Origin of the sequence: Pseudoalteromonas sp. 120-MNA-CIBAN-0494, assembly GCF_040308885.1 — a bacterium.
Lineage (GTDB): Bacteria > Pseudomonadota > Gammaproteobacteria > Enterobacterales > Alteromonadaceae > Pseudoalteromonas > Pseudoalteromonas nigrifaciens.
Genome location: NZ_JBEOOE010000208.1, coordinates 1 through 248, shown reverse-complemented (window position 1 = coordinate 248; position 248 = coordinate 1). Strand labels below are relative to the sequence as shown.

Below are 248 nucleotides of genomic sequence, written 5' to 3'. Positions count from 1 at the left end.
ACCTGGGTTGGCCACAGAAAAGCATGCATCTGTGCATCGAATATTCCCATCAAGCCACTTTCAGCAAAAGCCCCTACTTGCGCAAAATAATTGATACTGACGGCAATCAATCCCAACACGGCACCTAGGCCGATATATTTTGCAACGCTAATGCTCAGATTAAGTTGACCCTTAATGAGGTATTGCATCAATGTGTCGCCAATAACGGCGGCAACACTCAGATAGATAACCCATTTAGATATCAACAC

Annotated in this window: 1 pseudogene; it reads right to left on the bottom strand. The window is 44.4% G+C overall.

The features are described from left to right. Positions 1-248: pseudogene (locus AAEY55_RS18540) on the bottom strand (copper resistance protein CopD); the annotation flags it as partial.